The sequence below is a fragment of the Methanobrevibacter sp. genome (genome assembly GCF_045130115.1).
GTDB lineage: Archaea > Methanobacteriota > Methanobacteria > Methanobacteriales > Methanobacteriaceae > Methanocatella.
Genome location: NZ_JBGUPC010000022.1, coordinates 1 through 25157 on the forward strand (window position 1 = coordinate 1; position 25157 = coordinate 25157).

Genomic DNA, 25157 nt, shown 5'->3' on the forward strand with positions numbered 1-25157 from the left:
AAAATACTAGAAGGTACAACAACCGTTGGAATTACTTGTAAAGACGGAGTTGTATTTGCAAGCGAAAGAAGAGCTAGTATGGGAAACCTTGTAGCTCACAAAGTAGCAGAAAAAATATTTAAAATTGACGATCACATTGTAACCACCATAGCTGGTTCCGTTGGAGATGCTCAAAGCTTAATGAAAGTCATTGAAGCAGAAGTCTCACTTTATCAGATGAGAAACAACGACGCAATTAGCGTTAAGGCTGCTGCATCATTAACTGCAAACATCTTACGTTCCGGACCGATGTATGTTCAAACATTACTTGGAGGAATGGACGGTGACAAACCATCTCTTTACTCATTAGATCCAGCTGGAGGTATGATTGAAGATACCTACATCTCAACTGGATCAGGTTCTATCGTAGCTTACGGAGTTCTTGAAGACAGATTTAGAGATGACTTAACAACTGACGAAGGAATTGAAATAGCCATAAGAGCTATAAGAGCCGCTGCTGAACGTGACACATTCTCCGGAAACGGATATTTGGTTGCTAAAGTAGACAAAAACGGCTTTGAAATGTTAGATAATGAAAAAATTAATGAGATTCTTGGGAAACTATAAGTAATAAGCTAATTTTTCATAACTAACTATTTTTTATATAACAGTGTAGATAGTTTATGGAATTTTACTAATTATAGCTTAAATGCTTTCATAAACTATTATCCTACACAAACTTTTTTTGAAGGGATTATATGACTTCAGACATTTTAGAAGAAATTAAAAAAGAGATTTTAGATAAACTGCCGGATGAAATTCAGGTTTCAAAAGTGGAATTTGAAGGTCCAGAAGTAGTGGTTTACACTAAAAATCCAGAAATTATTACTGAAAACGGCGACCTTATTAGGTCACTTGCAAAAGAACTTAGAAAAAGAATAATTATTAGATCTGACAAAAGTGCTTTACTTGAACCGGAAGCAACTATAAATAAAATTCATGAAATAGTTCCAGACGGAGCTGAAATTACAGATATTTACTTTGACACCGTAACCTGTGAAGTGGTCATTACCGCAAAAAAACCTGGACTCGTCATTGGAAAATACGGAGTAACCTCAAGGAATATCGTAAAAAATACAGGATGGGCACCTAAAATCTTAAGAACCCCTCCAATTAGTTCAGACATTATTGGAAAAATTAGAACAATTCAAAAGAACAGCAGTAAAGACAGAAAAAAATTACTGCAAAAGCTTGGACGTCAAATCCACCAAGGAAGCAAATTCCCAAATGATTGGGCCAGAGTCACTTCAATGGGAGGATTTAAAGAGGTAGGACGTTCATCAATGTTATTACAAACACCAAACAGTCGTGTTTTACTCGATTGTGGTGTTAATGTTGCTGCATCAGACAATAAAAATGCATTCCCATACTTGAATGCTCCTGAATTTTCAATTGAAGAATTGGATGCAGTCATAATATCTCACGCTCACTTAGATCATTGCGGATTTGTACCGTACCTTTTCCATTATGGATATGATGGACCTGTTTACTGTACAACCCCGACAAGAGATTTAACCACACTTTTACAATTCGATCACCTGGATATTGCTCACAGAGAGGGCAATCCATTACCGTTTACCTCAAAAAATGTAAAACATCAAATCAAGAATACCATTACACTCGACTATGGTGAAGTAACCGACATTTCACCGGACATAAGGTTGACCCTACACAATGCAGGACACATCTTAGGTTCAGCAATCTCCCACATGCACATTGGAGACGGAGCTCACAACCTGGTATATACCGGAGACTTCAAATATGAACCTTCAAGACTACTTGAACCTGCTACAATCAGATTCCCACGTGCTGAAACCGTGATAATGGAAAGTACCTATGGTGGAAGGGAGGACGTGCAGCCTTCCAGAAACAACGCTGAAAAGGAAATGATGAAAACCATTTATAAAACCCTTAAACGTGGCGGAAAAGTATTGGTTCCAGTATTTGCAGTAGGAAGGGCACAGGAATTAATGGTAGTTCTTGAGGAGTACATGAGACATGGAATGATTGAAGAGGTACCAATCTACATTGACGGTATGATTTGGGAAGCTACCGCAATCCATACCGCAAGGCCGGAATACCTAAGCAAAGATTTAAGAGACCAAATATTCCACATGGGAAGAAACCCATTTGTATCCGAAATGTTTAAAAAGGTCCAAAATCATGAACAAAGAAAGGACATTGTTGAAGCGAAACAGCCTGCAATCATCCTATCAACATCTGGTATGCTGACCGGAGGAAACTCAGTTGAATACTTCAAATGGCTATGTGAAGATGAAAGAAATACAATCATCTTTGTAGGATACCAATCCGAAGGATCAATGGGTAGAAGAGTCCAAAAAGGTTGGAAGGAAATTCCTCTTGAAGATGATGATGGAAGAACAAGACAATTCTGTGTCAAAATGCAAGTTAAAACCATTAATGGATTCAGTGGTCACTCCAACAGAAAACAACTAATGGAATATGTCAAAAGACTCAATCCAAGACCTGAAAAGGTCATCACCTGTCACGGTGACCCATATAAGGCTGTGGACTTGGCCTCATCAATTCATAGAAGTTATAAGATTGAGACCAAAACTCCAATTAATTTAGACTGTGTAAGAATTCATTAATAATAATTTTATATACTATATAAAACAAAATATATAGTATTATGAAGATGTTGTAAATCCATTACAACATTAATTTTATTTTTAAATAGGTGTAATTATGGTTACTTATTCAGAATCTGGTGTTGATATTGATTTGGAAGCAGTTACTGTTTCTGCACTAGCAGACAAACTCAAATCAACATTGGAATGTAGAGATATTATTACTGACAGTGGTCATTATGCGGCTTTAGTGAGATTAGGCGATAAAGCCATCGCAATGAGTACTGATGGTGTTGGAAGTAAAATTTTAATTGCTGAAATGATGAACAAATACGATACCGTTGGTATCGACTGCATTGCAATGGTTGTAAACGACATATTATGTGTCGGAGCAGAACCGATTGCACTTGTCGATTACCTTGCAGTTGAAAAGCCTGACCCTAAAAGGGCAGCAGAAATTGCTGAAGGATTAGTAACAGGCGCAAACGAGTCAAGAATCGCAATCATTGGAGGGGAAACAGCTTCACTTCCAGGAATCATTAAAGACTTTGACCTTGCAGGAACCGGTATCGGTTTTGTGGACGTGGACAAAATCATCACAGGTGAAGACATCCAGCCTGGAAACGTTTTAATAGGTATCAACAGTAATGGAATTCACTCCAACGGATACAGTCTTGCAAGAAAAGCATTGTTCGATGATGCTGGATTAAGTGTTGACGACAAGATGCCTAACGGTGAAACTACAGTTGGCGAAGAGCTAATCAGACCTACTGAATTATACGTTAAGCCTATTGTAAGCCTATTTGAAAAAGAATATAAAATTAATGGACTTGCCCACATTACCGGAGGCGGATTTACCAATCTCAGACGTTTGAAAAAAGGTGTCGGATATGACATCAATGACCTTCCGGAAGTTCCAGAAATATTCAAACTTATTTATGAACAGAACGTGGACATCAAGGAAATGTATAAGGTTTTCAACATGGGTGTCGGTTTTGTTGTTATCTGCGATGAGACAGAAGCGGATAAGATCATGGAAACTTTAAAAGAATACTGTGATTGTCAAATAATCGGTAAAGTTACAGATGATGAAAAAATCACCGTCAAGACTTTTGAAGGAACTCAAATTGAATACTAATTATTACAAAATAGAGAGGGGAGTGAAAGAATGAAGATAATGAAAGATAAGGAAATGGCTCTTGTAAAGGAGATATTGGCTAAGCTTGGAGCTAGCGAAGAAGATCAAGAATTAGTTGCAGAAGCTACATTGGATGCAGACTTAAAAGGATTCACATCACATGGGCTTGGAAGATTCCCACAATATTTAATTAGTATCAAAGCAGGCACAATCAATTTGGAAGAAAATATCACTATCGAAAAGGAAACTCCTGCTATCGCATTAATCAATGGTAACAGCGGATTTGGACAAGCAGTATCATACAAAGCAATGCAAATCGCAATCAAAAAAGCTAAAGAAGTTGGTATTGCATGTGTAGGTGTTCACAATACCAATCACTTTGGAGTTACAGGATTTTACTCTGATTTGGCTTTAAGAGAAAACTGCATCGGTTTGGTTTTAGCAAATACCGATCCTGCTATCGCACCATTAGGCGGTAAGGATAAATTAATCGGAACCAATCCTCTCGCATTAGGAATTCCATCAGATTCATACATTACCGTGGACATGGCAACTTCAGTCACTGCCCGTGGAAAAATCATCGAATCAAAAAGAAAAGGACTTGATTTGCCTGACGGTTGGGCATTAGACAAAGATGGAAACCCAACAAATGACCCTGAAGCAGCACTTGAAGGTTCAATTTTACCATTTGGAGGATTCAAAGGATATGCATTATCCTTATTGATTGAAATCCTAACCGGACCATTAGTACAGGCAGGATATGGTCTTGGAGTAACAGGTACAGCTTCACCTGATAAGGACTGTACCAAAGGAGACTTATATGTCGTTATTGACCCTTCAAAATTCGGTGACTTTGATGAGTTCAAGGCAAACACCGAAGACTTCATCTCCCAAGTGAGGGCAACCGGCGAAACCGTAGCCATTCCTGGAGATTTGGAAGTTAAAAGAATTGCTGAAGCTGAAGCAAACGGTGTGGCAATTGATGAAAAATTATATGAACAATTAAAAGGAATTTGTGACGATTTAGACATTGACATAGATTCATATGTTGAAGAATAGTCACTATTCTTCATAAATCTTTTTTTTAAATCATCGATGATATATTTTTACATATCATTAAAATTTTGCCTTAAATTTAATTTTAACTTGAAAATACTAAAAATATCTTGAAAATAGACAAACCTTTAAATGTAAAAAAATACCAATATTATTATACTGAAAATCATAAATTATTTTTCAAAAAATATGATTTTCATAAAAGGAGGAACTAAATTTATGAAATTTAAAAACTCTTATATCTTATTAATAGCGATGGTAATATTCCTATTAGTAAGTATCGGGTCTGTTTGTGCTAGTGAAAACATCACTGCAGATAGTGACAGTCCATTAGCTAGTGCAGATACAGAAGTTGCTCTTGCCGACGGAGAAGACACAGGCAATGATGCAACGCAAGAAAAAATCAATACTACTATTGAAGCTGAAGATAAATATTTTAACTATGATGAAGACAAGAACATTAGTGTTACTGTAAAAGACAATGAAAGTGCAGACATTAATGTTAACGCAAGTGATTTACAGGTACTTGAAGGAAGCAAATCACTTAACTTCACATACAACAATTCAATACTCAGTATTACAGAAAAATTAAATGTTGGAAAACATAACATTACACTCAATTACTTAGGTAATGCTACATATGCTAATTCCACAAAAAATATTATACTATCTATTTTAGGAAATAAAACATTGGAATCTCCAGATAATATTGTAAAAACTGGGGATGAATTTGAAATCAAGGGCATTAAAGTCTCTGATGGAGTTGATGATCATATCACAGATTTAGATGTTACAAAATTCATCGTAAATGTAACATACATTGACAGCGAAGGAAACCTAACATCAGAAAATATTCGAGATTTTACTTACAACAATGGAACAATAAGATTCACATATGAGAGACTTATAAAAAGCATACTTTTAAACTACACTGATGCAGTTAATACAAAAACAATTGGCGTAAGGTATGCTACAAGCGTTAATGCAACTGGCGGCAAATTTAAGATAACCGATGACAAAAACATTACTGGCGTACATGTTTATGATAATCAAAATCATGAAATAACAATCAGCAAAAACGATTTAAGAGTTCTTGAAAATGGTAAAGAAGTTGCTTTTGATTATAATAACTCAGTAATTACCGTCAAAAATTTAGCTATTGGCGTTCACACTTTAAATGTCCTTTTTGTAGGTAACAGCACATATGCACAATCCAACAGGACAGTGACAGTTAAAGTATGGGGCAATCAAACATTTGACCCTGATAAAACTGCAAACTTAGATTCAAACGGTGATGTAAATATTACTTTAAACCTTAATGATGGTTCAGATCCAGTTAATGTTACTATAGGCAATTTAACCCTTACATTATTCTACAAAGTGGGCAATCAAACTTACAATAAAACTATTAGCCCAGTTACACTTCTCGATGACAAACAAACCATCAAATTTAATGTAGATAAGACCTTTGACAGTGCATATGTTGACATCAAATATGCTGCTGAAAACAACTTAACCGCTAGAACCACCATTAAAGTGGGTACTGAAATCTCTGTTCCTGCATCATTAGCACAAGGATCAGAACAAGTTGCCAACTTTACCGTTACTGTTATTGCAGCTAACGGAACTAACATTGCAATTAATGTGAACAACACTAAAGTCTACAGCAACGGCAAAGAAATCAAATTCACATGCAACGACTCAGTTATCACATTAACTGACAAGTTCGGTTTCGGCGTTTACAACATTACTGTTAAGTACCTTGGTACCGACACATACTCTGAAGTGTCTAAAAGTTTTAACCTGACCGTTTATGGAATCAATGCTACTTCAACCATTAAAGTTAACTCTACTAAAGAAGGAGACATTAAATTAACCATTGTAAACGGTACTGAAATCGTTGAAATCACTGCAGACGAATTAACTCTTAATCTTACATATAAAGATGGAAATAATACTGTAGAGATTCCAATTGCATCAAAAGTGATTAACAATAACACTTTAATTATCACTCTTGAAAATGGAAACTTCACTACCGCAACATTAAACATCAGATATAACAATGCTACAACAAATGTCACTTTAAACAGAGTTTACAATATTAAAGTTGAAGCTATTAACAATGTTGTTGAATATCAAAGCGGAAAGTTAACCTATAAAATCACTGATATTGATACAAATGAAGGTCTAGCAAATAAAACTGTCAATTTAGAGTACAAAATAACAGCTGGTTCAATTAGTATAAGTGGTATCAGCGGTAGTGGAATCACAATCATATCCACAATTTCCAATACAACCGATGAAAATGGAATAGTAGCTTTCGATAACAATAAAATGAATGGTCAAGGATGGGGATTCATGGATGCAGGTAATCATACCGTTACCATCAAATCCAATGCGTTCAATAAAACAAATGGAACCAGTCAAAACATTGTCATTAACAAAGCAAACATAAACATCAAAATCGACGATTACAAAGAGTACTATGGCAGCGACAAAAAGATTAAAATTACTGTAACCAATGCAGCAAATGGAGATCCAGTTAAAAATACCATATTACATCTTTACTTGCCGGTTACCACTCAAAAAGATTACTATTTCCAAACCAATGAAAACGGTACCAGTGAAATTAATGTAAAAGGATTTGTTGCTGGAACTTATGATTTAACCATAAGCAACAATGACACTAAAAACATCAACAGCAAAAGTACTAAAGGAAGTTTCACAATTATAAAAATCCCTGTTACCCTTACTGCCAAAGACGTTAGTGTATACTATAATTCTGGAGCTACCCAAACAATTAAAGTTACCAAAGACGGTAAAGCTGTAAGCGGAATGTATCTCCTCATTAGATTGTACAGCACTTCCAAAAAGTACAATGACTACCTGTTCCAAACCAACAGCAAAGGTCAAGTTTCATATAGTGCTTCATTAGCAGTCGGAAAACATAAAGTTATAATCGCTTCTGCAGATAACAGATATGACTTTAAACAGGCAACTAAAACTATTACAGTTAAAAAGGCCAGTGCAAAAATCACTGCTAAAAAATTAACCACCTACTACAAAGGCGGCAAATACTTCACTATAAAATTGACCAACACTAAAAATAAGAAACCAATCTATGATGCAAAAATGAATATCAAATTATTCATTTCAAAAAACAGATATTACAACTACAATGGTAATACAGGTATGAACGGTCAAATAAAATTATCACTTGACCAATTGAAACCTGGTACCTATTATGCAGTTGTTTCAGGTGCAGACAAGAAAAACTTCGCCGCCAAAGAGGTAACTGCAAAGATTGTTATTAAAAAGGCTCCGGCAAAATTAACTCCTAAAAAATTGACCGCTAAAAAAGGCGCTAAAAAATACTTTAAAGTCACTGTTAAAAACAAAAAGACTAAAAAAGTAATTCAAGGAGTTAAAGTTAAAATCAAAGTCTATACTGGTAAAAAAGCAAAAACCTACACCGCTAAAACTAATGCGAAAGGTATTGCAAAAATCAGTACCGCCAAATTAAAAGTTGGAAAACATAAGGTAGTGGTTGCTTCAGCAAACAAGTATGTTGTTGCTAAAAAAGCAAAATCAACTATTAAAATTAAAAAATAAGAGAAATTAATTTTCTCTTAACCCTTTTCTTTTTTTTAAAAAAAATTATTCTTTTTTGTATTTCGCATAAAAACCATCAGTGTCAGCATATATTGCATAGAATCCGTATTCTTCAGCTTTTTTTATTGATGATTTAATATATTGTCTTCCCCATGAGGTGATTGCCTTTGCACATTCAAAGGAATACCATCTGAATCGTGGAAATCCATAAATCCCATACATTGTATTTGCCAATCTCTTAATGGCCTGTTGCTGTACATCAAGAGCTATCTTTTCCTGAGGATCATCAGATTCCTTCATCTGACGCTTGATTCTAAACCTTTCCTGCAATATCTTATCAATGACGGATGGAATGAAACCCTGTGGAGATTTTTTGAATTTAACACCATGTTCAGGTGAAATATTGTAATCGTCTTCGTTTTCAACCTCTCCCAAAGTCATTACATCAGGAGATATATTTTTTGAAATGATGATGCTCGGATACAGGCTCCTGAAGTCAAACTGAACCAAATTCTCATGCAGACCCTTTTCAGGTTCCCTTACGTATCCCCCTTCATTGTCTTCAGCGGAAGCACGGTCAGCGAAGTTTGATCCCTGCTTATTCGGCACAACCTCACCGTCAAAATAAGCCTGCTTTACCAAAAACCATTCCGCCTGCTGGCCTGTTGCCATACGAGATACGTCAAACAGAGGCTGACCTATAATACGAGTAAGTTCCAGATTAAGCGGCAAGGTCTGTTCAGCAATTTTTAAGGTGGATACCACATCATCAAGAGAATAATCAAATAATGTATCAAGTTCCTCTCCTTCATTGTCCCAGAATTCCCAGATACGGTCACCGGGAACATCAATCTTTTCCTCGCCGAACAGTTCATAATAAACCCTTTCTAATGTATATCTGTCCAATGTCATGTATCTTCTCATTACAAGATATAAATCAACATGAATCAATCCCTTAAAGGATGCTGCATTCGCATATCCCCTGCGGATAAATCTAACATCAGACTCATCCATTCCAATATCCAAATCGACATCCAATATTTTTGCCCTGTCCTTAAGGTATGGGAAATCAAAATTATCCGAGTTGTATCCGACAATTATGTCGACATTATTGTCTTTGATGATCTTTACAAACTCCTCAATCATTTCCCTTTCAGATGAAACCTGATTTACAAAGTTTCCCCTATCTTGTGAGTTTGTTTTGGTGGATATCACCTGATTGATTCCGAAATTGCTGGCAACACCAATCATGATGATTTCATCTTCGGCAGAATCAGGCATTCCATGAGGGTTTCTGACTTCCAAATCAAAGCTCAATATCCTGAAATTCTGCGGATATTCCTCTGCCCTCACTAACCTATCAGTCAATTTTATTATTCTGACATCCTGCTTTGTTGAATCCAAATCCATGAACGTTTCAAGTTCCTCTCCGATTGCAGTTACTTCAGTCATAGGAATCACGTCACGGTCCATCAGGTATCTCCTGTAGAATGGAATGTCAAATTCCCTTATCTGGATTACGCTTTCCAAATCCCTTATTGCATCACGATTCTTTGCAAGTTCCTGAGGATGCTTGAATGTGACCTTAATGAATTCCGTTTCGATTTGGAAATCCTTTTTTATCACTCTTTCTATATTAATCACATCAATGTTATCCTCAATTTCGGATATGCATTCCTCAATATCGTCTGACATAACATATAAGTAAGGTTCGAACGTGTCGTCTATGAGAATTATGTTCTCATCACCTTTTTTTGAAAATAATCTGATAACAGGCCTTTCCTCATATGTGACATAATCTATATCCAAAATCACAACATTATCCTGCATCTATTCATCCCCCAGAATATATTCCTTTCTATAGTTATCTAAAACAGTATATGTGATTCCCAAAATAAGAGGACCTACAATAAAACCGACTATTCCGTAAACAAGAGGTCCTGACAGGAACCCGACAAGCAATATCAGCGGATGAATGTCTGCATAATGGCTTGACAGAGCTGGCCTTATATACATATCTATTGTGCTTAGGAAAAATCCGAAAAGAAGAACAATGATTGCTCTCGGATAATTTCCGGCAAGAATATCCATAAAGAACAATGCCCAATAGATAGGCCATGGGCCGAATACCGGAATGAGCTGCAGGATACCGGTTATCACACCTAAAAAGATTCCAAACGGATATCCCAGAAGAGAGTATCCTATTGCCCCAAATATCCCAATTATTACTGAAGTCAGGAAGTGTCCGTAGAAAATGCTTCTCAAGACATCCTTCACTGATTCAACTGTATTGTCAAAGAAATCCTTTGAATCGTCAGGAACAAAAGACCTTATGAATTGAAGAAAATTATTTCCGTCACGAACAAAGTAGAAAACTGAACAGACAAGAATAAACAGGTCCAGAGTGATATTCATAAGACTGCTTGCAAACTTGACAAGATAATTCAGGACATATTTTCCAATTTCCTGGACTGATGAGTTTATTGATGCTGAAATGGAATTTACATCAAAGCTCCATGGCAAGTAAGCGGATACTGATGACATCACTGAATTGATGTCAGTATAGGTAGTTGAAGATGATGCACCGGACAATATCGCTATAAGTTCAATGACAATATATGCAATCAGCAATATCAACGGTATCAAAACGACTACCATCGCAAGCAATATTGACAATGAGCTGAACTTGAGCTTTGACTGGATTTTATTGGCCACCGGCTTTACTCCATATGCCAAGATGGCTCCCAGGACGATCATGTTCAAAACGGGAAATACAATCATCAATGAGACTATAACCAGAAATATTACCAAAAGCACTGGTGGAGTCAAGTGTTCTTTAATGTCAATTCCCATTTTATCATACCCTTAATCAGTATTTTACGCCTGAGGCATCCCTTCTGTATTTTGCAAATTCAGTGATTTTAGTAATCTTGTCGTTTTCAAAAACAGGACCTTCAACACAGATTCTCCATCCTTCACTGTCAACACAACACTGACCACACACTCCCAGTGCACATTTCATGTATCTTTCAAGAGAATATTGGCCATTTATTCCTGCATCTTCAAGGATATCAAAGATTCCCTTCATCATTATCTCAGGTCCGCAGACAAATGCATAATCATAAGTCGAATCTTCAAGCAAATCACTAAGACAATTTGTTGCAAATCCTTCAAATCCAAAACTTCCATCATCAGTGCATGGGTAAACACTGACCCCTGACTTTTCAAGTGAATCCAAAAACAGCAATTCATCTTTTGTCTGGGCAGCTGAAATGACACTAACATCATTATTTGGAGCCAAATCAGTGGCAATGGCATTGACCGGAGCCATACCTACTCCTCCACCGATAGCTATGATTTTTTTGCCTTCAAATGAATTGTCAAATCCGTTTCCGTAACTTCCCCTAACTCCAATTTGGTCTCCAACCTGCAAATCATGCAGCTGGGAAGTGAACTCACCGATGTTTTTAACGGTTATGGCAAGCTCGTTGTCATTGATTTGAGATATTGACATGGGCTTTTCATTATTGAAATTCCAGATCATTAAAAACTCGCCGGGATTAGGTTTTCCGAGTGTTTCAAAATCCCAATCGAATTTGAAGGTTTTAATTGTAGGAGTTTCAGTGATAATTTCCTTAATTTCAACGATTTTCGGTTCATTAATCATGTGCAATCCCCACCATTTCATCAATTGAAGAATAACCTTTGTCTTTCATGAACTCTTCAAGGCCCTGATTGATTTTACCGAATACCTCAACGCCCTCGTCCATGATGGCAGTGCCTATCTGGACCGCACGGGCGCCTGCAAAGATAAATTCGACAACATCTTCAAAAGTATAAATTCCTCCAACACCAATCAATGGAATGTCCACAGCCTCATAAACTGAATAGACATTGCTGACGGCAATAGGTTTTATGGCCTTACCGCTCATTCCGCCTGATTTATGGAATAGCACAGGCTTTGCAACATCAATATTGATTTTCATTCCAGGACCCAATGTGTTGATTAAAGACAGACAATCTGCCCCTGCATCCTCACAGGTCTTTGCGATTTCAGTAATGTCAGTAACATTCGGAGTTAATTTGGCAATGATAGGCACATCGGAAGCGTCTTTTGCAGCCGATACGATAGTATGGCTCAAGTTACAGTCCTGACCTATTGATGCGCCATAGCCTTCCATTGCATGAGGGCATGAGATGTTGAGTTCAATCATGTCAACATATTCCTGAACTTCCTCAACAAGTTGTGAAAACTCAAGAGGGTTTGCCCCGTAAATTGAAGCGATAACCACATTGCCCTCATGATCAATCTTTTTCAGCTCTTCCTTGAAATTCTCAACACCCGGATTTGAAAGGCCGATTGCATTCAGGATCCCCCCATCAACCGCTACGGTTGTCGGGTTCGGATAGCCCGGATGAGGATTAAGTGAAAATGATTTGGATACGACTCCTCCAGCACCTGACTTTAAAATCCAGTTCATTGATGAGGCATTGCTTCCCATAATTCCTGCCGCCAACATCAATGGATTTCTAAATTCTACTCCACAAACGTTTGTTTTCAACATAATATCAACTTTGTAATTAATTGTTTAATTAGTTTTTGTAAATTTATCAATGATTTCCTGATATTTTTCATTTTGCAATTTCAAGCTAATGACATTGGTCTTATTGGACTTGACAATTTCTTCATTTGCCTTTGTCAGATTAGCGATTTGCTCATCCTGTTTTTGAATTATAGAATCCTTTTGGGCAAGCAAATCCTCATAGGATTTGGTGATTTTCTTAAGCTGAAGTTCCAGATTCTCGGTATTTTTGCTTAATTGCTCCTTGTAATCATCAATCAATGACCTCAAATACTTCACCTGGTCATGCTTGTCCTCAATGATGGCTTCCTTTTCCCTGATTTTTTCCTGCAAGTCATCAAGCTCATTGATTCTTGCCTTGTCATAATCGATTTTTGTGTCGAGCTTGTCCTCCAAATTCTTTTTCTCATATTTTAATTTGGTGGAATACAGCTTCAGCTTGTTGATTTGCTCATTTTTATCCTGAAGTTCCATATTAAGCTCATCGATTTCGGCATTCTTAAGTTCCAACTCATATCTTAAATCATCCAAACTCTCTTTTGACATACAGTTAATAGTTTAAATTTCATGATAAAAATAGTTTAAAGAAAATCAATGCCTCCAAATAATTCAATGCACTTATTGAAAATACTTATTAAAAATAAAATAGATAATTAATCTTATGGAATGCTATATTACTTATTGTGTTAAAGGATTTCTAGCCTTTAACAGTGAAAACGAATTAATCTCAGAAAAGTTATTTCCGGAAGATGAAATACTTAACAGATTGGCCGATATCGATGATAAAAAAATCGTTGCTGAAGAAATGGAAATAATCGATGAAGTTTCAAATGACTATGATGAAATCATTATCGAATCCAATAAAAGAAAGTCAGATTACGACAATGAAAAAGTCATCATCAAAAATCCGAATCCTGCCGGAGAATATCTAAGAAGCAATTATGAGGAATTCGGATTGGACAGCGAGGAAATAACCGAAATCTACAGAAATCTGGCGATTTACAAAATCAAGAAGGAATCAGCCTCTGAAGACAAGCACCTGATTCAGGCAATCAATACCATAGATGAGATTGATGAAAGCATTTCCAAACAAATTGAAAGAATCCGTGAATGGTATGCATTGTATTTCCCTGAAATGGATGTTATTAAAAACAATGAAACATACATCAAGTTGATTTCCCAAAACAAAACCAAGGAAGAAATCATCAATGCCCAACCTGAAGCATTCCCAGGTGACATAATCGATCTGGAAGAGGACATCAATCCGAAAGACATAGAAATAATGAACAACTATGCAAATTCAATCTATGAAATGCAGCAGACAAGAAAAAACCTTGAGGAATATGTTGACTTTAAAATGCAGGACATTGCTCCCAACTTGAGATTACTGGTCGGATCATCTCTCGGAGCCAAGCTGATTTCACATGCAGGAGGGCTTAAAAGGCTAGCAGTCTACCCATCAAGTACAGTCCAGATAATGGGCGCTGAAAAGGCTTTGTTCAGGCACCTGAAAAGTGGGGACCGACCGCCAAAATACGGTTTGATATATCAGCATCCGCAGGTTCGCGGAGCAAAATGGTGGAATCGTGGAAAAATTGCCAGAATGCTTGCAGGAATGATATCACATGCCGCAAGACGGGATGTTTTTACCAAGACATTTGATGAAAATGCCTTTGATGAATTTATAAAAAAGGCTGAAGAAATTGAAAAGAATAATCCTTTTCCAACCAAAACTACAAAAAAACGAAATGAAGAAAGGTCAAAAGGCAAAAACAAGAAGAGAAAAGGTAAAAAGAAAAGGAAGAGGAGATAATCATGAAAGTTTATTTTAAAGACGGAAACGTTGCAACCAAAAATTTGACTCCTGGAATATCAGTCTATGGAGAAGAATTGATTCAAGAGGACGAGGAATATAGAATCTGGAATCCGAGACGTTCAAAATTGGCTGCAGCACTCCTAAACGGACTGGAAAATTTGGAGATTGATGATGCCTCAAAAGTACTATACCTTGGAGCTTCAACCGGAACTACCGTTTCACACATTTCAGATATTGTAACAAATGGAAGGGTTTATGCAGTTGAATTTTCACCGACCACAGCCAAAAAACTGGTTCAGCTTTCACGCCAAAGGTCAAACATTGCTCCGATTCTGGGCGATGCAACCAAACCGAAAGAATACCTCAACATTCTTGAAATGTCAGCCCTAGTATACTGCGATGTTGCCCAGCCAACACAGACCGAACTGTTCATGAGAAACATGAATCTGTTCTGTAAGGATGACGGTGCAGGCCTTTTGATGATTAAGGCCAGAAGTATCGATGTTGTTCAAAAGCCTAAAAAGGTTTTCAAGGAACAGGAAAAGAAATTGAAAGAGAAAGGCTTTAAAATTATTGAAAAAGTGAAACTGGAACCTTACGAAAAGGACCATATTGCATTTCTAGTAGAAAAAAATTTTTAAAAAAAAACACCGGTAAAATTTCATTACCGGACTAATTAAAAAATGGGAATTGAAATCCCATTTTTCTGTTTTCTTAATTTTTGATAGTTATTACAGTACTGTTTAAACCTAAAACCCTTGAATAATCAATTTTATCAGCAATTTTATTTAAAACAGAGATATTATCGAATTTAAGCTGTTCATTTTCAATAACAGGATTAAATTCAACACCGGTATCCTTAATGGAAATCAAAATGTTATCTTCATTCTCCCTAACAATGACATCTATTGTATCAACGCTTTCATTAGTGTTAATGATGTTTACAAGCATTTCCTCAATAGACAGACCCACTAAAGCAGCGGATTTATTGTCCTTTAGATAATTTTGAACATCACGGGCCAGATTGACAGCATCTTCAACATTTCCTGAAATTGTATGTTCAAACACGTTATCATCATTATGCTTATTAATGAAAAATCCTGTGTATTCACCGTCAGTCTTTTTATTGATGTATCTTGAATAACAGAAAATGAATAATATTGTCAGTGCCTCAGCTATTGCAAATGAAATCCAAATACCGTTTCCGCCAAGTGGATAAGAAAGTATGATTGCAGCAGAAATTGGCAAAACGAAACCTTCTAGCAATGAAATGATTGTAGATAACTGATTCTTTTGAATTGCCTGAGAATAAAATGTATATAAGAATGTGATTGCAGTTCCAACATAGCTTATTGCAAATATCCTTAATGCATTCAATACAACAGGAACATCAGCCGGATTTTTGACACTATACAAGAACAATAAAGCTTGAGGATAAACAATGAATAAAACAGATAGCGCTAAACTTGAAGCCAAAACAAACTTTAAAGATCTTTTTACAACATAATTAACGCCTGAATAGTCTTCCTCCTTAAAGTAAACAGACACAATTGGAGACATTGTCTGTGCAGTTCCAATCAGGAAAATATATAATATGAATAAACTATTATAACAGATACTGAATGCAACAACACCTGATTTTCCAATAGAAAGACCAATCAAAAAGTTTATGACAAGCAATTTTAATGTTAAATACAATTGAGTTGATGCGGATGAAAATCCTGAAGTCAAGATTTTTTTAAGGAAATTGAAGAATGAATTTACCTTCAATTTAATAAATTCCAAGGTACGCTCTTTTTTAATGAAATAATATGAAATTAAAATGGACCCAACAATATAACCTGTTGAAGTGGCCAATGCAGCACCTGAAATTCCCATGCCGAAAAATTTGATATAAATTACATCGAAACAAATATTGACAATATTGGCAACCAGTATGGCTCTAAAAGGCAATGAAGGAATACCATCTGCCCTTATAAAATAAGACAAGCTCATCATATAACATAAAAACGGCATTCCAATTATCAATGCTATGAAATAACTGCCAACATCAGAAATCAATTCAGGCTGGGAGAGACATAAGAACTTTGCAATATTGCCGGAAAACAACAAACCAAGGATTGTAATCAATATTCCAATCGATACGAGCGAAATGATTGACACTGAAAAGTAGCTGTTACTTCTTTCATCGTCAAATTCCGCTTTTGAAACGGAACAAAGTACACTGCCCCCCAATCCGATCATCCAGTAGATAAGATTAACAAAAGTAATTACCGGAGCGACTATTTGAATAGGTGCAAGATTGCTTGCACCAAGTAAGAAACTTACCATCAAACCGTCTACAAACAGGCAGATATTGCCCGCCATTGATGTGAATAATGTTGGGAAGAAAAATTCACCAAATTTACTTCGCAATAATTTATAATTTCTCTCATACATCGTCTTAACCTCTACAGACTAAAGAAGTCTAAATCATCCAAATATTTAACAAAATTGTAAATGTAGTCTTCAGATATGAATGGCCATTTAATGCCCAAACGATATAACGCCTGAACAGTGTATACATTGTCAACAGGCACCCAAATCTTTTTGACTTTTCCGGAACCTATTGAAGTGATGAGACCAGACACACCTTCCTGTTTTGATTTATCTGCAAGCGCTTCATCTAAAGCATTTTCATAATCATCATCCTCGGCAGGTTGAATATCCAATCCTAAAGGTTTGATAATGTCAATTATGTCTCCAAATGAAATGCTGTGATAATCATATGGATGGAAAACTGTACATTCCTTAGGAGTCTTTGAAAGACCTAAAATAGCTTTTGCAGTTACATCAATCGGTGAAAATTCCACATTACTCATTAACATTGAATATGGCATTTTTCCAATTGTCACAAATGCCTTTAAACGATTAATGAAACCGTTAGTTTCAAAGTTGATTTGGAATTCACTGTCAGAACTTCTTGCCATCAGGTTTCCAACCCTCATGATTTTAACGTCCAAATCATCATTGACAGCAGCTTCCAGAACTGCACGTTCTGCCAGGAATTTTGAATTGAGATATTGATTGTTTACAGCTTGGCCAATGAACAAATCGTTTTCCGTGAATTTGACATCGACTGGAGGGTAGTTGTTTATACTTTCACCCGCAATACTGTATGTTGAAACCTGGACATATTTAGCATCTTTCATCTTTGCAAATTTCAGTCCGTTTATTACACCACCAAGGTTAATGTCTTCAATATCGGTTCCTGATGAGAAGTGTTTAACATTAGCTGCACAGTTAACTATCGTATCGATTTTTTCATTGATAAGACCTTCAAAGTCTTCAATGTTAGTGATGTCCCCCTCAATGACATGCAATCTTTCTTTGAATAGCTCCTCATATTCATTTGAGAAGTAATAGAACAGCAAGGATTTCAATCTTTCTTCGCCACTTAATACCTTATTGGCCCTGATGAAACAGTAAACATCCCCTGTTTCATTTTCAAGTATTTCACGAAGCACATGTATTCCTAAAAATCCTGTTGCACCAGTGAGCAAAATATTGCCTAAGCTATCCTGAATTTCACCTTCAAGTATTGTTTCAATATTGTTTTTCTTGAGCAGGTCATTGATTTGGGAATAGTCATATGCCAATTCCTCTTTTTTCTCCATTGTTTCATCAGACAGGATAAACTCTGACAGTGCCCTAGGAGTAGGATTTGAGAAGACATCACCATAGCTTAAATTATAGTTCCTATTTAAAGCTTCCATAGTTATTTTAGTAACTAGGAGAGATGTTCCACCGATTTCAAAGAAACTGTCGGTGACACTTACTTCATCAAGTCCTAAGATTTCTGCAAATAGGTTTGCAAAGAATGCTTCAATGTCGTTCTCAGGAGCAACATATTCGGTGATTAAAACCGGTTCAGGCAAGTTTCTCAGGTCTGTTTTTCCGTTTGCTGTTTGAGGCATTTCATCAAGTTCCATGTAAACTGTCGGAACCATGTAATATACCAATTTTTCGGCAAGAGATGCCTTTAAATCGTCAATGTCAATGGAATATCCGTTTTCTTCACGGTTTTCATCCTTGTATTCATCATGGACTGTGAAATATGCACAAAGATGATCGTTGCCTTTGATTTTTTTAACAACAACTGCAACGGATTTGATTCCAGGGAATTTTGAAAGACCCACTTCGATTTCGCCTATTTCAATTCTTAAACCTCTAAGCTTGATTTGGTTGTCCATTCTTCCGAAAACATAATAGTCCCCATCTTCAGTGACTTTGACAAAGTCTCCGGAATGATAGAATCTGACTCCATTAATCACTTCATATGCTTTGGCATTATTTTCCGGACGGTTCAGATATTCTCTTGAAACACCTTTTCCCGCAATGAAGAGTTCCCCAATGACATTTGGAGGCAGAGGATTGGAATCGAAATCCATAACCATCTCATGCACATTGAACAGTGCCTTACCTATATGGATGTCTGAACTTTCAAGCAATTGACCGTTACAGTAGACGGTTGTTTCAGTTGGCCCGTACATGTTAAAGATTTTTCCGTTGGAGTTTTCGCTGAGCAATTCATATAACCTTGCTGAGAACGGTTCTCCCGCATGGATGTAAACTTTAAATCCATACATTGTTTCCTGCATAGCCTCAATTTCCAGATATTGTAGAATACGTGAAGGTGTAGCAACGTAGACATTCGCTCCGGACCTGTGGATTAAGTCCATCATTTCAATCGGATCCTTGTATTCAACATCATTAGCAAATACCATTGGAACTCCATTCAATAGAGATCCCATCAGTTCTTGCTGGAATACGTCAAAAGCTACAGTTGTAGTGGACAATACCTTATAATCTTCTTTTTCAAGATTTTGAACCAATTCATAGGTACAGACATTTCTAGGGTCAGGATAAACAAAGTTTGCAATGTTTCCATGCTCCAATATTACTCCTTTCGGAAGTCCTGTGGAACCTGAAGTGTAAATAAGATATGCCATATTATTTGCATGCACATCAGGGTCCGGATTGGAAGTGTCCTCTTCCTCAAGCAATTCATTGACATCCAGCAAATTATCGGCATATTGTGACAAGTCTATGCCCTTTTTCTCGATTACATCATCCACAATGATGAATTTTGATTCACTGTCAGTTAGAACATGTTCAATTCTCTCGGAAGGATATTCGGAATCAACAGGAATGAATGCAGCTCCTGATTTTAGGATACCGAATGCAGATGCCATTACATTACTGTTTCTGTTCAATATAAACATTACCCTATCTTCAGGGCCGACTCCTCTTTTAATCAGGCTATGGGCAATTCTATTAGCCTTTTCGTTTAGCGCCTCATAAGTGAACTCGCCATCGTCGGCATATAAAATGACCCTGTCAGGATGCAATTCGACCTGCTTTTCAAATATCTTATTTAACCTGTCTTCAGGAATCTCATCATATTCGAAATCATCGACACCCCAATCATCATTTTCAATGATTGAAATGTCCTTCATCAATGTATTTCCATTGAATGTCATGAATTTGTTTAAAACTATTCTGATGCAGTCAAGGAAAGTGTTAATCAATGATTCAGAGTATAATTGATCGTTGTATTCACAGAATATCCTATATTGGCCATCCACTTCAACAACATTTATGTTAATCTTGAATTTCAGTCCTTCATAGTCGATGGATTGCCTTTCGACTTTCATTCCACCAATTTCAATGTCTTCGATGATTTTTCCATGATATGCGTACAATATTTCAGGAGTGATGTCGAATTTATTTGAAATTTCTGTAAGAGGATATGATGAATATGCCAATACATTCAGCCATTCCTCATTAATGTATTCCAGATATTCATTAAGATTTGAATCAGAATTTAATTTCAATGCCAATGGTAATGTCTTAACCATCATAGCCAATGTTTTTTGCTGATTTGGATTGAATCTTCCATTGGTGATTGTTGCAATCAATATATCTCTGTTGTAAACGAATTTATTTAAAACAAATGATGTTGCAGCAAGGAACAGATTGTTCTGACTGAGGTTTGATTTCACACAGAACTCATCAATATCTTCCTTATTAAGGAAAATATCCTCCATTGCGGCATTGCCCTTGGATTCATCACCGTTGATGTCCTGTGCAATCAATGTTGCGTCATCAAATTCCTGAATCTTATGGGAGAAGAATAATTCCGCTTCCTTATATAATGATGATTGCTCTGTTTTAATTTCATTTAATGAATACTCGAATCCGTCAAGTTCTTCCAACTCATAATCCTTTCCATCATAGATTTTTGATATTTCATCAAATAAAATGTTTAATGAAGTTCCATCCACAATAATATGGTGGAAATCGGCAAGCAACATTGAGTCTCCAACTATCTTAAATCTGAATAATGGCCCTTCATCAAGTTTGAACGGCTTTACAAATTCATCGATATCAGCTTCATCCACAACTTCAATAAGATCATCGACTTTTAGGCCATCTCTTCTTTGCTGATAAACCTCACCATTTTCCATTACAATAATTGTTTTTAGATATGGATGATTTTCTATAGCAGTTATGATTGATGATTTGAGTTTATCCACATCAATTCCTTCACTGAATTCCATTTTCTTTGGAAGATTGTATGCAGTGTTATTAGGATCCTTGATGCAGTCAAAGTAAACACCAAGCTGATTTGAAGTTAATGGATAGAATTCCTGAACATCAGATGCTTCATCATCAACGATTTTAATTTCAGATGCGATTTTTTCGATTGTTTTATATTTTAATATTTCTGTAACATTCAGCTGTGCATTCATGTTTTTATAAATTGCTGAAGTCAGCTTGATTACGGAAAGGGAAGTCAGTCCGATGTTGAAAAGATCAGTGTTTACACCGAATTCATCGACTCCTAAAATATCAGATACGATATCGAATAGCTCTTGTTCAATGTCAGTTCTTGGTTTTATGAATTCATCAACATCAATTTCTGGATCAGGTAAATTTTTAAAGTCTGTTTTTCCATTAGGAGTTTTAGGGAATGATTCAAGCTGTGTGAAATATGACGGAACCATATATTCCGGCAAGGAATCGATTAAGTGTTGTTTCATGTCATCCACATCAATTTCGCTAGATGCAGTGAAATAAGCGCATAAGTGTTCCACATTGTTGAGTTTTTTAACAACAACCTTTGAAAGGGAGACGTTTTCATAATTTGCAATTGCCCCTTCAATTTCAGACAACTCTATCCTTAATCCCCTGAGTTTGATTTGAGTGTCATTACGTCCTGAAACATACAATTCACCATGGACATCCTTTTTACCCAAATCCCCTGTATTGTAATATGGAATGTCATTTAATGTTAAAAAGACCTTTTCAGTTTGTTCAGGGTTGTTCAGATATCCCCTTGCAATTCCGGCCCCTCCAACATAAATTTCACCAGTCACATAAGCAGGCAGCTGATTTCCATCAATATCCATTATCTTATCAACTACATTCAGCATCTCCCAACCTGCAGTAACCTCATTGGAGTCTATTAACTTATAATGTGAAGCGATTGTCACTTCTGTTGGCCCATATGAATTATAGATGTCTGCATTTGTGTATTTTGATAATCTGTCATACAATACTGGAGGGAATCCTTCACCACCGACAATAATCACGTTACACTTTCCAACAACTTCCTGAATTTCTTCAAGCTGCAGGTATTCAAGCAATCTGGTTGGTGTGGAACCGAATCCTTCAGCATCAGTTGCCTTGAACAATCCGACCAATTCCAAAGGATCAACGGCCTGTTCATCATTAGCAAACACTACAGGCAATCCGTTCAGGACAGTACCGAAAATTTCCCTTAAAAATACGATGAATGAAACTGTAGAAATTGATATGAACTTGTTACATTTGTGGTTCAATTCGTAAATCGGAACATTCTCCTCAACATTCGCCACATAGTTTGTAATTCCACGGTGAGTAATCATTACCCCCTTCGGTTTTCCGGTTGAACCTGAAGTGTAAATCAGGAAACATAAATTGTCCGGAGTCAAATCAACTTCAGGATTTGAATCATCAGCCTCCATCAGCAATTCATCAACATCAATCCTGTTTTCCCCACCATAGTCTATTTCAGAAGAGGTTATTACAAATTTGGAATCACTATCCTCCAGAATCTGATCGATTCTGTTTTTCGGATAGTTTGGATCGATTGGAATGAACGCCGCTCCCGCTTTGACAATACCCAAAACAGCAGCAATCAAATCACTGTTTCTTCTCATCATGAACATTATTCTGTCTTCTATGCTGACTCCACGTTTGATTAAACCGTTAGCTATCTTATTTGCTTTTTTGTTTAATTCATCGTAAGTGAGTTCACCGTCCTCAGCATAAAGTATTGTCTTTTGCGGATTTTCAGCCACAATATTTTCAAATACCTTATTTACAATTCCTTCGTTTGCAAGATTAATTTCAAAGCCTTCATCCAGTTCAATTTCACGCCTGATAGAAATATCCTTAAGCAATGCATCATCAGAACTGAACCTTTCCAATAGAACATCCATGGAATCCAAAAAGGTTTCCATTAATTCTTTTGAGTAGAATGATTCATCATAACTGATGTTGATATTACCGCTTTCAAAATTAAATACCAATTTGTAATCCTTTGCATCATATTCATCCACTACGAACAGCACTTCACTTTCAAAGTTTAATTTTCTGTTGTTCAGGAGAGGATAATTTTTATATTCCCTGAAATATTTTTTGAAGTCGTCCATGTATTGGCGGACGGACATATCTGTATTGAAGTGATATCCTGCAGCAACACGGTCATATGCAATTAAGATATCCTTTGAAAATGAAAATTTGGTCAAATTAAATAAAAATGTTGCAAGCAAGAATTTTTCTTTTGACAAACGGTATTCACTAGACAAATACTTTAATTTTTCAATGTCAATTGGTTTGGATATTTTTACGAAATTTACTTTATCACCACTTACATCCGGAGAAATTGTGGTTGGATTGTCAAATGAATTAATCAAATTATTGTAATAATTTTCCGCCTTGAAAAATTCGATTTCATTTACATTGTATTGGCGGCATTTTTTAGTGGAATCATCCATTACCTGCTTCAACAAATCTGTTAGACCGTCTGCAATGAATTCAATTTCCCTTTTACTGAAACAGGATTTGTCATACTCGATAAATATTGATTGCAAACCATTTTTATCAGAATAGTTCTTATTTATTCTGAAGTGAAGAGGGAATTTAATATCCTTTTGGAAACTTAGGAATTTTGAATCATAATCTGTAGAATTGGATACTATTGAAAACATTGAAATGCAATCTGGGTCAATGCCCATGTTTCTCAAATCTGTTGTGTATTCACTGAATTGCAATTTTGCATGGCCCAAACCCTCTTTTAAAACGCTTTTTGAATAGGCAAGCAATTCATCGAATGTGAGGTCTTCATCATAGGTCAATCTTAAAGGAATTGTATTAACGAACATTCCTAAAGCATCATCTTGATTGAAGTATCTTCCATGAACCGAAGTGTTCAATACAATGCTCTTAAATGATTCATTATCTTTTTTAGATTTTGAAAAGTATAAAAAATTAAGTGCCAATGAAATAATAAATGGAGAATAGTCAAAATCAGGAATTTGATCTAAAAGGAGCTCAAAAAATCCAAATTCGGAATCGTCAAATGAATACCAATCCTGAGTATAATCCTTTAAAGCATCCAACCAATATTCTTTATCGGCTTTTGCATCATCAGAATTGAGATAATCCAATTCATCTTCAACATAGGATTCATATGAATAATCAATTGGAACATATTGTTCATTATCTTTTATGCAATCAATATATCTATCAATTTCGAGGGGAACAATTGAGTAAAGTGATGTCCCATCGAGCAAAATATGTTGCACGAGCCCAATAAGCACTGTAGAGACATCTGTTTTTAAAACAGCCCATTTATATAATGGAGAGTCAAAAACATCATCAAAGGGACTATCCAAATAATCTTTTATGAATTCATCAAGGTTTTCATCTGAAACCTCAAATGAATCAACAACAACATCACTATCTGCGAAATATTGTTTAAATTCACCATTTTCATCATATTTAATTTGCAAATTCAAATATTCACTAGAAATACATTCTATCGCAGATTTTACATTTTCAAAATCATCCAAATCATAATCCTTTCTAAATGCTAGATAAAAAGAATCATTTTGAGGATTTTCTATCTCTGAAAACAACAGCATTTTCTGAGCTGAAGACAAGTTAAACAAATCCATAGCATTCACCCAACAACTTTAATTCGTCAAAACGATTATTACAATTAAATTACC

Annotated in this window: 14 protein-coding genes; 7 read left to right on the forward strand and 7 right to left on the reverse strand. The window is 36.0% G+C overall.

Features of this window, described 5'->3' with window-relative positions; all coding sequences use genetic code 11:
* The 5 genes from psmB to ACJMML_RS03795 form a co-directional block, all read left to right on the forward strand.
* On the forward strand, positions 1 to 606 hold a 606-nt coding region (gene psmB, locus ACJMML_RS03775), incomplete at its 5' end, for an archaeal proteasome endopeptidase complex subunit beta (RefSeq protein ID WP_405306043.1).
* A 131-nt stretch (positions 607 to 737) separates the two neighbouring features.
* Entirely contained in the window at positions 738 to 2651 is a 1914-nt protein-coding gene (locus tag ACJMML_RS03780; RefSeq protein WP_405306044.1) for a beta-CASP ribonuclease aCPSF1, read from the forward strand.
* Positions 2652 to 2748: 97 nt separating this feature from the next.
* Positions 2749 to 3768, forward strand: coding sequence for a phosphoribosylformylglycinamidine cyclo-ligase (gene purM / locus ACJMML_RS03785; RefSeq protein WP_405306045.1), 1020 nt, complete (start codon positions 2749 to 2751; stop codon positions 3766 to 3768).
* 30 nt (positions 3769 to 3798) lie between these two features.
* Positions 3799 to 4827, forward strand: coding sequence for an L-sulfolactate dehydrogenase (gene comC, locus ACJMML_RS03790; protein WP_405306046.1), 1029 nt, complete (start codon positions 3799 to 3801; stop codon positions 4825 to 4827).
* A gap of 216 nt (positions 4828 to 5043) precedes the next feature.
* A complete protein-coding gene (locus ACJMML_RS03795) occupies positions 5044 to 8436 on the forward strand; it encodes a hypothetical protein (protein ID WP_405306047.1) in 3393 nt (1130 codons plus the stop codon).
* A 45-nt stretch (positions 8437 to 8481) separates the two neighbouring features.
* Here the strand turns inward: ACJMML_RS03795 and ACJMML_RS03800 are convergent, their stop codons facing one another.
* Genes ACJMML_RS03800 through ACJMML_RS03820 form a run of 5 tightly spaced genes read right to left on the reverse strand, consistent with a single transcriptional unit; the run spans position 8482 to position 13565 of the window.
* Positions 8482 to 10266: a DNA polymerase domain-containing protein gene (locus ACJMML_RS03800; RefSeq protein ID WP_405306048.1), complete on the reverse strand. Its 1785-nt coding sequence runs from the start codon at positions 10264 to 10266 to the stop codon at positions 8482 to 8484.
* Positions 10267 to 11289: an AI-2E family transporter gene (locus ACJMML_RS03805; RefSeq protein WP_405306049.1), complete on the reverse strand. Its 1023-nt coding sequence runs from the start codon at positions 11287 to 11289 to the stop codon at positions 10267 to 10269.
* A 16-nt stretch (positions 11290 to 11305) separates the two neighbouring features.
* Entirely contained in the window at positions 11306 to 12103 is a 798-nt protein-coding gene (locus ACJMML_RS03810) for a dihydroorotate dehydrogenase electron transfer subunit (protein ID WP_405306050.1), read from the reverse strand.
* Positions 12096 to 13001, reverse strand: a complete 906-nt coding sequence (locus tag ACJMML_RS03815; RefSeq protein WP_405306051.1) for a dihydroorotate dehydrogenase — start codon at positions 12999 to 13001, stop codon at positions 12096 to 12098. The genes ACJMML_RS03810 and ACJMML_RS03815 overlap by 8 nt, the downstream gene beginning before the upstream one ends.
* A gap of 24 nt (positions 13002 to 13025) precedes the next feature.
* A complete protein-coding gene (locus ACJMML_RS03820) occupies positions 13026 to 13565 on the reverse strand; it encodes a coiled-coil domain-containing protein (protein WP_405306052.1) in 540 nt (179 codons plus the stop codon).
* A 115-nt stretch (positions 13566 to 13680) separates the two neighbouring features.
* Between ACJMML_RS03820 and ACJMML_RS03825 the strand changes: the two genes are divergently transcribed.
* Both ACJMML_RS03825 and ACJMML_RS03830 read left to right on the forward strand, forming a co-directional pair.
* A complete protein-coding gene (locus tag ACJMML_RS03825) occupies positions 13681 to 14832 on the forward strand; it encodes an NOP5/NOP56 family protein (protein ID WP_405306053.1) in 1152 nt (383 codons plus the stop codon).
* 2 nt (positions 14833 to 14834) lie between these two features.
* Positions 14835 to 15476 carry a fibrillarin-like rRNA/tRNA 2'-O-methyltransferase gene (locus ACJMML_RS03830; RefSeq protein ID WP_405306054.1) on the forward strand — a complete coding sequence of 214 codons (642 nt, stop codon included), beginning with the start codon at positions 14835 to 14837 and terminating at the stop codon, positions 15474 to 15476.
* Between the two features lie 73 nt (positions 15477 to 15549).
* Here ACJMML_RS03830 and ACJMML_RS03835 read toward each other — a convergent pair whose 3' ends face one another.
* Together ACJMML_RS03835 and ACJMML_RS03840 are read right to left on the reverse strand one after the other, a co-directional pair.
* Complete coding sequence (locus ACJMML_RS03835; RefSeq protein ID WP_405306055.1) at positions 15550 to 17274, reverse strand: MATE family efflux transporter; 1725 nt, start codon at positions 17272 to 17274, stop codon at positions 15550 to 15552.
* Positions 17275 to 17285: 11 nt separating this feature from the next.
* On the reverse strand, positions 17286 to 25103 hold the full coding sequence (locus ACJMML_RS03840; protein ID WP_405306056.1) for an amino acid adenylation domain-containing protein: 7818 nt from the start codon (positions 25101 to 25103) through the stop codon (positions 17286 to 17288).
* Between the last annotated feature and the right edge of the window lie 54 nt (positions 25104 to 25157).

Coding starts and splice junctions, on each gene's coding strand:
- ACJMML_RS03780 (WP_405306044.1), top strand. CDS start 738: ATGACTTCAGACATTTTAGAAGAAATTAAAAAAGAGATTTTAGATAAA.
- purM (WP_405306045.1), top strand. CDS start 2,749: ATGGTTACTTATTCAGAATCTGGTGTTGATATTGATTTGGAAGCAGTT.
- comC (WP_405306046.1), top strand. CDS start 3,799: ATGAAGATAATGAAAGATAAGGAAATGGCTCTTGTAAAGGAGATATTG.
- ACJMML_RS03795 (WP_405306047.1), top strand. CDS start 5,044: ATGAAATTTAAAAACTCTTATATCTTATTAATAGCGATGGTAATATTC.
- ACJMML_RS03800 (WP_405306048.1), bottom strand. CDS start 10,266: ATGCAGGATAATGTTGTGATTTTGGATATAGATTATGTCACATATGAG.
- ACJMML_RS03805 (WP_405306049.1), bottom strand. CDS start 11,289: ATGGGAATTGACATTAAAGAACACTTGACTCCACCAGTGCTTTTGGTA.
- ACJMML_RS03810 (WP_405306050.1), bottom strand. CDS start 12,103: ATGATTAATGAACCGAAAATCGTTGAAATTAAGGAAATTATCACTGAA.
- ACJMML_RS03815 (WP_405306051.1), bottom strand. CDS start 13,001: ATGTTGAAAACAAACGTTTGTGGAGTAGAATTTAGAAATCCATTGATG.
- ACJMML_RS03820 (WP_405306052.1), bottom strand. CDS start 13,565: ATGTCAAAAGAGAGTTTGGATGATTTAAGATATGAGTTGGAACTTAAG.
- ACJMML_RS03825 (WP_405306053.1), top strand. CDS start 13,681: ATGGAATGCTATATTACTTATTGTGTTAAAGGATTTCTAGCCTTTAAC.
- ACJMML_RS03830 (WP_405306054.1), top strand. CDS start 14,835: ATGAAAGTTTATTTTAAAGACGGAAACGTTGCAACCAAAAATTTGACT.
- ACJMML_RS03835 (WP_405306055.1), bottom strand. CDS start 17,274: ATGTATGAGAGAAATTATAAATTATTGCGAAGTAAATTTGGTGAATTT.
- ACJMML_RS03840 (WP_405306056.1), bottom strand. CDS start 25,103: ATGGATTTGTTTAACTTGTCTTCAGCTCAGAAAATGCTGTTGTTTTCA.